The sequence below is a fragment of the Rhodanobacter sp. FW104-R8 genome (assembly GCF_001617365.1).
Classification (GTDB): Bacteria; Pseudomonadota; Gammaproteobacteria; order Xanthomonadales; family Rhodanobacteraceae; genus Rhodanobacter.
On record NZ_LVJR01000025.1, the window covers coordinates 110,588 to 118,392 of the forward strand.

Genomic DNA, 7,805 nt, shown 5'->3' on the forward strand with positions numbered 1-7,805 from the left:
CAAGAACACGTGCAGGCCTACGCCTACGCCTACGCCTGTCCCATGCGACCGATCCAGCGGTACATCGCCCAGGTCACGCCCACGAACACCACACCGCCGATCCAGATCGCGGCGCCATGGAAACCCTCGCCCACCAGCGCCAGCGGCGCGTTGCGGTTGGCGAAGCCGAGCTTGTCGGAGAATGCCACCAGCGCCGCCACGACCACGCCGAGCAGGCTCTCGCCCACGATCAGGCCGGAAGCCAGCAGCACGCCGAGCTGCTTGGTGGGCTCGGGCCTCGGGCCGCGCTCGGCGCGCTCGTCGAACCAGGCGCCGACCAGCGCGCCCACCACCACCATCAGCGTGGTGGAGGTGGGCAGGTAGATGCCCAGGCCCACCGCCAGCGGCGGCAGCCGCATCGACTTGCCGGTGCGCGCCAGCGCCTCGTCCAGCACGATGATGCCCACGCCGATCACCGCGCCGATGATGATCAGGCTCCAGTCGATGTTGCCGGTGATCACGCCCTGCGCCAGCGCCGAGATCAGGCCGGCCTGCGGCGCCGGCAGCGCGCGCGCGGGGTCCACGCCCGGCGCGCCGAGGAAGCCGTAGGCCTGGTTCAGCAGGTCCAGCACCGGCGGGATCACCACCGCGCCGGCGATCACGCCGATCACCAGCGCCCACTGCTGCAGCGAAGGCGTGGCATCCACCAGCTGGCCGGTCTTGAGGTCCTGCAGGTTGTTGTTGGCGATCGAGGCCACCGCGAACACGATCGAGGTGATGAACAGCGCGAACGCCACCAGCGCCTTGCCCTGCTCGGCCGGCACCAGCGACTTCACGCCCAGCACCAGCAGCAACGCGGCGATGATCACCACCAGGATGCCCACGCCCGACAGCGGGCTGTTGCTCGAACCGATCAGGCCGGCCATGTAGCCGCACACCGCCGAGACCAGGAAGCTCAGGATCACCACGAACAGCACGCCGCCGACCACCAGCAGCACGGTGTGCTCGCCCAGCCCGCTGATGTTGCTGAAGTGGCCGAGCAGCCAGGCCACCGGGATCAGGCACAGCAGCGTGATCAGGCCCACCATGCCGATCGGCATGTCGTGCTCGGTGCGCGGCAGCGTGTGCAACTGGCCGCTCTTGCGCGCGCGCGAAGCGCGCATCGCGCCGGCCAGGCCGCCGATCACCGGCTTCACCAGCTTGGCCAGCGTCCAGATCGCCGCCACGCCGATGGTGCCGGCGCCGACGAAGCGCACGTAATGGCTCCAGGTACCCTGCGCCACGTCGGCAACCGGGCCGGCGACCGGATGCAGCAGCAGGAAGTGCGGCACCGCCCAGCCCCAGCCGATCAGCGCGCCGACCAGCATCGCCACGCCCACCCACAGCCCGACCAGGTGGCCCACCGCGAACAGCGCGAACGACAGGCTGAAATCGAAACCGGTGGCGGCGCCCTTGTCGCCCACGCGGAAATAGCTGGACACCGCATCGGCGAACAGCCGCGTCTGCACCACCACGTAGAACACCGCCGAGACGATCGCGCCGGCGACCACCGCCTTCAGCCCGGCACCGCCGGATTCCACCGACCCGGCCGCCTCCTCGCCGCCGCTGGAACCCACCTTCAGCACCTCGGCGCAGGCCACGCCCTCCGGGTACGGCAGGTCCGAATCGGTGACCAGCGCGCGGCGCAGCGGGATGGTGTACATCACGCCCAGCACGCCGCCGGTGGCGCAGATGCCGAACGACATCCAGAACGGGAAGCCGTTCCACCAGCCGATGATGATCAGGCCCGGCAGCACGAAGATGATCGAGGACAGCGTGCCGGCGGCCGAGGCCACCGTCTGCACGATGTTGTTCTCCTGCATCGTGGAGTTCTTCATCGCGCGCAGGATCGCCATCGAGATCACCGCGGCCGGGATCGAGGTGGCGAAGGTGAGGCCGGCCTTGAGGCCGAAGAACACGTTGGCGGCGGTGAAGACCACGGTGATCACGATGCCGATGATCAGGCCGCGGATGGTGAATTCGACGCGCGACGGCGCGACGGACAAAGGTTGTGCACTCACTGGACGCTTCTCCCCAAAGCGGATGTTGCGGTGGAAGATAGCGTGGAATGGCCGCCCATGGTTATCCGATGGCGAGGGAGAGCGGCAACCGGCCCGCCTCCCGCCATCACAACGCCAGCCGGCTCTCGAAACGCCGCGGCGCGCCGGACAGCGGGTCGTCAAAAGCCAGCTCCCGCGCCAGCAGCCGCAGCGGGTGGGCGTGATCGTCGGCGGCCGGCTCGGCCAGCTCGGGGTACAGGGTGTCGCCGGCGATCGGCGCGCCCAGCGCCGCCATGTGCACGCGCAGCTGGTGCTTGCGCCCGCTGCGGGGGAACAGCGCGTAGCGCCAGCAGGCATCGTCCCTGCCGATGACTTCGATCCGCGTCTCGCTGTTCGGCTCGCCCGCCACTTCGCGCATGCGGAAGAACGGTTCGCCGGCCACGATGCGCGAGCGCCGCAGCAACGGAAACGACGCTGCGGGCAAGGCCGGCGCCAGCGCCTCGTAGCGCTTGTCGATGCGGCGCTCGCGGAACAGCGCCTGGTACGCCGCCCGGCTCGCCGGGTTCGCCGAAAACAGCACCAGCCCGGCAGTGGCGCGGTCGATCCGGTGCAGCGGCACCAGCCGCGGGTTGCCCAGCCGCCGGACCAGGCGCCGCAACAGGGTCTGCTCGACGAACCCGCCGGCCGGCGTCACCGGCAGGAAATGCGGCTTGTCGGCCACCACCAGGTGCTCGTCGACGTGCAGCACGGCTTCGACGGACGGAATCGTCGGCTCGGCCGCCACCTCGCGGTAGTAGTGGATGCGCAGCCCGGCCCGGTACGGCGTCTGCGGCGTGATGGCCACGCCCCGCCCGTCCAGCACCCGGCCGCGTGCGATCCGCTCCAGCCACTGCGCGCGACCGATCGCGGCGAAGCGGGCGCACAGCGCATCGAGCACGGTCGCCCAGCTGCCGCCCGGCAGGTGCACGGTGCTGGCATCGCTGTCACGCGTGAAAGGCGCGGCGGAAGTCTCCATGTCGGCCCCAGTCTAATCCGCCGACGGGCGAGCCCTGCCAGCGCGTAGAATGGGCGGCTTGTTGTCCCAAGGCGCCCCCATGGCACTCAACGCCACCATCTACAAGGTCGAACTGCAGGTCAGCGACATGGACCGGCACTACTACGCCACCCACGCGCTGACCCTGGCGCGGCATCCGTCCGAGACCGAGGAGCGGCTGATGGTCCGCCTGCTGGCATTCGCGCTGTATGCCGACGGGCGGCTGGAGTTCGGCAAGGGCATCGGCGACGAGGACGAGCCGGCGCTGTGGCGCAAGGCGTACACCGACGAGATCGAGCTGTGGATCGAGGTCGGCCAGCCCGACGAGGCGCGCATCCGCAAGGCCTGCGGCCGCTCGCGCCAGGTGGTGGTGCTCAACTACGGCGGCAACGCGGCGGAACTCTGGTGGAACAAGACCGGCCACGCGCTCGGCCGCCACAAGAACCTCAGCGTGCTCGACATCCCCGCCGCGACGGTGAGCGCCCTGGTCGAACTGCTGCAACGGGGCATGCGCCTGCAGGCGCTGGTGCAGGACGGCCAGCTGCAGCTGATGAACGAGAACGACGCGGTTGCCGTCGATCCGCTCAAGCGGATGGTCGCGGCCGAGCTGGTCAGCTGACGGCCCGCTGCCGGCTGCCTCGCCGCGGTTTCCCGCATAATCCCCGCCCGATCCTTTCAACCGTCCGGAGTCTCCCCATGCGCTGGTTGCTGCCCCTGCTCGCCGTCCTCGCCCTCGCCGCCTGCAGCGCGCCGCCCCAGGCCCGTGCCAGCGGCAAGGTCGACAAGCTCACCGTGATCGACCGGAAAGTCGGTACCGGCGTCGAGGCGAAGGCCGGCATGGACGTGCTGGTGCACTACACCGGCTGGCTGTACGACGAAAACGCGAAGGACAAGCACGGCGCCAAGTTCGACAGCTCGTACGACCATGGCGCGCCGTTCAACTTCACCCTCGGCGCCGGCCGGGTGATCGACGGCTGGGACCAGGGCGTCGCCGGCATGCGCGTGGGCGGCAAGCGCACCCTGCTGATCCCCGCCGAGCTCGGCTACGGTGCCCGCGGCGCCGGCGCCGACATCCCGCCGAACGCCTCGCTGGTGTTCGACGTGGAACTGATCGACGCCGGCGCGCATTGAGTTTCCGCCCACTTCCCGCACAACCGATACCGTCATGCGCAATCCCCTGCAGGAACAGTTGCTCAAGGCCGGCCTGGTCAAGAAAGGCCAGGTGGCCAAGGTCGTGCGCGAGCAGGCGAAGAAGCACCTGGGCAAGTCCCCGCTGACGGCGGGCGCCGAGCCGGCGGAAGCGCAACGGCTGCAGGCGGAGAAGGCCGAACGCGATCGCGCCCTGGCGGCCGGGCGCAACGCGCAAGCGCGGGCCAACGAAGCGCGGGCGCAGGTGCGGCAGATCGTCGAGGCACACAAGGTGAAGCGCGAGGGCGAGATCGCCTACCGCTTCACCGACGGCGACCGGATCAAGGACGTGCTGGTCAACGAGGCGCTGCGCGCGCAGCTGGCCGCCGGCGCACTGGTGATCGTGCGCCACGGCGAGAGTTACGAGCTGCTGCCGCGCATTGCCGCCGACAAGGTCCGTGAACGCGACGCGGCGATGATCGTGCTAGACCACGGCCGCGCCGAGGCCGGCAGCGGCGCGGACGACGAGTACTACAGCCGGTTCCAGGTACCGGACGACCTGGTCTGGTAACGCGTCAGCGCTTCGGCTCCAGCAAGTCCCAGCCATTGCCGTACAGGTCCTCGAACACCGCCACCGTGCCGTAGGCCTCGTGCCGCGGTTCCTCGCGGAAGTGCACGCCGGCGGCGCGCATGCGCCGCCAGTCGCGCTGGAAGCCGTCGGTATGCAGCAGCAGGAACACGCGGCCGCCGGCCTGGTTGCCGACGCGCGCGGCCTGCTCGTCGCCCTTCGCCTTGGCCAGCAGCAGGCGGGTTTCGCTGGAACCGGGCGGCGCCAGCAGCACCCAGCGCTTGCCATCGCCCATGTCGGTGTCCTCGACCAGCACGAAACCCAGTGCGCCGGTGTACCAGGCGATCGCCTCGTCGTAGTCGGCGACCAGCAGCGCGAGCGCGCCCAGATGCTGCTTCATTTTTGTTTTGCCTCGAGGGTGGGATGCGGGCCCAGTTCGGCCTGCCGTTTTTTCGTCAGCCTCGCGCGCACCAGCACGTACGCGTCGAGGATGAATGCCTCCAGTTCCGCCGTGGCGAAGCGCCGCGGTTCGACGATCGAGATCCAGTGCGCCCGCGCCAGGTACGGCGCCGGGATGATGCCGGGCTGGTCGGTGAGTTCGAGGAAACGGTCGTCGGCCACCTTGAACGACAGCCGGCCGCCCCCGCTGCCGTCCGACGGCATCACCGCGAACATCTTGCCGGCCACGCTGAACACCATGTCGATGCCCCATTTGGTATCGCGGGTGACACCGGGCCAGTGGCCGCACAGTGCGGCCAGTTGGGCAGCGCCGAGGCCGCGGGGCGGTTTGCGGGTCACGCCATGCTCCATGGGGAAGCCAGTCTCGTCATTGTGCGGGGTGGCGCGCCGCCTGTCTGCCGCGTCCACGGCATTCCGTACTGCAACATGACGCCGGCCGGTTACGGCCGCTGTATCGCGCGCATGCGACAGCGCACCGCGGAATCCGTCATTGCAAATTCATGTTGCGCCGCACACAATACGCAAAAGTACGGAACTATCATGATTCCCGCCATCGACTTCGCCGCCCCGACCCGCTACGCCTCCCTTCCGCCACGCGCCCGCGAGCGCTTTGCGCGCCCGAGCGTGCAGTCCACGCCAAGGGGCGAGCAGGTGCGCACCGAGGACGGCCGCGAACTGGTATTGCGCGCGATCGAGCCGGGCGACGTGGCGGCGATGCAACGCTGCTTTACCCGGCTGTCGCCGGAAGACATCCGCCGCCGCTTCCTGCATGCGATGTCCGAGCTGCCGATGCCGATGGCGCAGCGGCTGTGCCGCATCGACCCCGCGTTCGAAACCGCTTTCGTGCTGCTGGACGAGTCGATCAAGCCGGCCGAGATGCGCGGCGTGGGCCGGATCTTCGTCGACGAGGCCACCGACAGCGCCGAGTTCTCGGTGCTGGTGGAACAGGACTGGAGTCGCCGCGGCCTGGGCGCCCTGCTGATGCAGCACCTGGTCGACGACTGCCGCCGCCGCGGCCTCGCCGAGCTGTGGGGCTACGTGCTGCTGGAGAACCGGCCGATGCTGCAGCTGTGCAGGGAGTTGGGCTTCATCCAGCGGATGCTGCCGGACGAACCGGGCACCGCGCTAATCACGCTGAAGCTGTAGGACCGTGTAGGAGCGCACCCTGTGCGCGATGCCGTTCGTTCCGTAACGAAGAGCTATCGCGCACAGGGTGCGCTCCTACAAATGGCGATGGGGACTGTCGGAGCCATCGCGTTACACTTGCCCGCTTTCCCCGGCGCGGCTTGATGGCGGCGCCTCGAACACGCGTCCCCCATGCCCAGCCCGATCAAGCACCCGCCCCTGCCGACCACCCCCAGGCAACGCCGCTACTGGACTCCGCCGCACGGCTCCGCCCGGGCGCTGCTGCTGGCCGAAGCAGCGCGCACGCACGAGGGCCTGCTGGTGGTGGTGGCGCGCGACACCCAGCGCGCGCAGGCGCTGGAAGCGGAACTGAAGATCTTCGCCGGCGGCCTGCCGGTGCTGCACTTCCCGGACTGGGAAACCCTGCCCTACGACGTGTTCAGCCCGCACCCGGAGATCGTCTCGCAGCGCATCGCCACGCTGTACCGGCTGCCGAACGTGAAACGCGGCGTGCTGGTGGTGCCGGTAGCCACGCTGATGCAGCGGATCGCCCCGCGCTCGCACATCACCGGCTCCGGGCTGGTGCTGGCGAAGGGCCAGAAGCTCGACCTCGCCGGCGAACAGCGGCGGCTGGAAGCGTCCGGCTACCGCCACGTGCCGCAGGTGGCCGAGCCCGGCGACTTCGCGGTGCGCGGCGCCCTGCTCGACATCTTCCCGATGGGCACCGCCGAGCCGTACCGCATCGAGCTGTTCGACGACGAGGTGGACTCGATCCGCAGCTTCGACCCGGAAACCCAGCGCTCGCAGCAGCAGGTGGACAAGGTCGATCTGCTGCCCGCGCGCGAGTTCCCGCTCACCGAGGAAGCCGCGAAGGAATTCCGCGGCAACCTGCGCGAACGCTTCCCGATCGACGTGCGCCGCTGCCCGCTGTACCAGGACATGAAGGAAGGCGTGACGCCGGGCGGCATCGAGTACTACCTGCCGCTGTTCTTCCCCCAGACGGCAACTTTGTTCGACTACCTCGCCGACGACGCGCTGTTCGTGCTCGGCGAAGGCGCCGGCGAGGCGGCCGACCAGTTCTGGGCGCAGACCGCCGAACGCTACGACCAGCGTGCGCACGACATCGAACGCCCGGTGCTGCCGCCGGCCGAACTCTACCTGCCGGCGGAGAAACTGCGCGAACAGCTCAACAAGCGGCTGCGCGTGGAAGTGGTCGACGCCGGCCACGAGCACGCCGTCGACAGCGGCACCCAGCCGGCGCCGGAGCTGCCGCTCAACCGCAAGGGCGAGGAGCCGGGCACGTCGCTGCGGTATTTCCTCACCAGCTATCCGGGCCGCGTGCTGATCGCGGCGGATTCGGCGGGACGGCGCGAAGCGCTGATCGAGACGCTGGCGGCGGCGGGGTTGAAGCCGCAGAACGTCGAGGGCTGGTCAACATTTCTCCTCCCCCTGCCCGCAGGGGGAGGTCGGGAGG

The 7,805-nt window shown here is 69.7% G+C and carries 8 protein-coding genes and 1 pseudogene; 5 read left to right on the top strand and 4 right to left on the bottom strand.

The window, feature by feature from the left end:
* Positions 1-29: 29 nt before the first annotated feature.
* Both RHOFW104R8_RS07665 and RHOFW104R8_RS07670 read right to left on the bottom strand, forming a co-directional pair.
* Complete coding sequence (locus RHOFW104R8_RS07665; RefSeq protein ID WP_068091383.1) at positions 30-2,039, bottom strand: OPT family oligopeptide transporter; 2,010 nt, start codon at positions 2,037-2,039, stop codon at positions 30-32.
* Between the two features lie 106 nt (positions 2,040-2,145).
* Entirely contained in the window at positions 2,146-3,033 is an 888-nt protein-coding gene (locus RHOFW104R8_RS07670) for a pseudouridine synthase (protein ID WP_068091385.1), read from the bottom strand.
* A gap of 79 nt (positions 3,034-3,112) precedes the next feature.
* Between RHOFW104R8_RS07670 and RHOFW104R8_RS07675 the strand changes: the two genes are divergently transcribed.
* From RHOFW104R8_RS07675 to RHOFW104R8_RS07685, 3 genes are all read left to right on the top strand, one after another.
* Entirely contained in the window at positions 3,113-3,670 is a 558-nt protein-coding gene (locus RHOFW104R8_RS07675; protein ID WP_068091387.1) for a YaeQ family protein, read from the top strand.
* A 77-nt stretch (positions 3,671-3,747) separates the two neighbouring features.
* Complete coding sequence (locus RHOFW104R8_RS07680; protein WP_068091388.1) at positions 3,748-4,182, top strand: FKBP-type peptidyl-prolyl cis-trans isomerase; 435 nt, start codon at positions 3,748-3,750, stop codon at positions 4,180-4,182.
* A gap of 34 nt (positions 4,183-4,216) precedes the next feature.
* Positions 4,217-4,750, top strand: coding sequence for a DUF2058 domain-containing protein (locus RHOFW104R8_RS07685; protein WP_068091392.1), 534 nt, complete (start codon positions 4,217-4,219; stop codon positions 4,748-4,750).
* 4 nt (positions 4,751-4,754) lie between these two features.
* Here RHOFW104R8_RS07685 and RHOFW104R8_RS07690 read toward each other — a convergent pair whose 3' ends face one another.
* Positions 4,755-5,147: a VOC family protein gene (locus RHOFW104R8_RS07690; protein WP_068091395.1), complete on the bottom strand. Its 393-nt coding sequence runs from the start codon at positions 5,145-5,147 to the stop codon at positions 4,755-4,757.
* Positions 5,144-5,614 carry an MmcQ/YjbR family DNA-binding protein gene (locus tag RHOFW104R8_RS07695; RefSeq protein WP_235604329.1) on the bottom strand — a complete coding sequence of 157 codons (471 nt, stop codon included), beginning with the start codon at positions 5,612-5,614 and terminating at the stop codon, positions 5,144-5,146. The genes RHOFW104R8_RS07690 and RHOFW104R8_RS07695 overlap by 4 nt, the downstream gene beginning before the upstream one ends.
* A 132-nt stretch (positions 5,615-5,746) precedes the next feature.
* Between RHOFW104R8_RS07695 and RHOFW104R8_RS07700 the strand changes: the two genes are divergently transcribed.
* Both RHOFW104R8_RS07700 and RHOFW104R8_RS07705 read left to right on the top strand, forming a co-directional pair.
* Positions 5,747-6,352 (top strand): GNAT family N-acetyltransferase, encoded by a 606-nt coding sequence (locus tag RHOFW104R8_RS07700; RefSeq protein ID WP_068091397.1) that lies wholly within the window; start codon positions 5,747-5,749, stop codon positions 6,350-6,352.
* A 171-nt stretch (positions 6,353-6,523) separates the two neighbouring features.
* Positions 6,524-7,805: pseudogene (locus RHOFW104R8_RS07705) on the top strand (transcription-repair coupling factor); the annotation flags it as partial.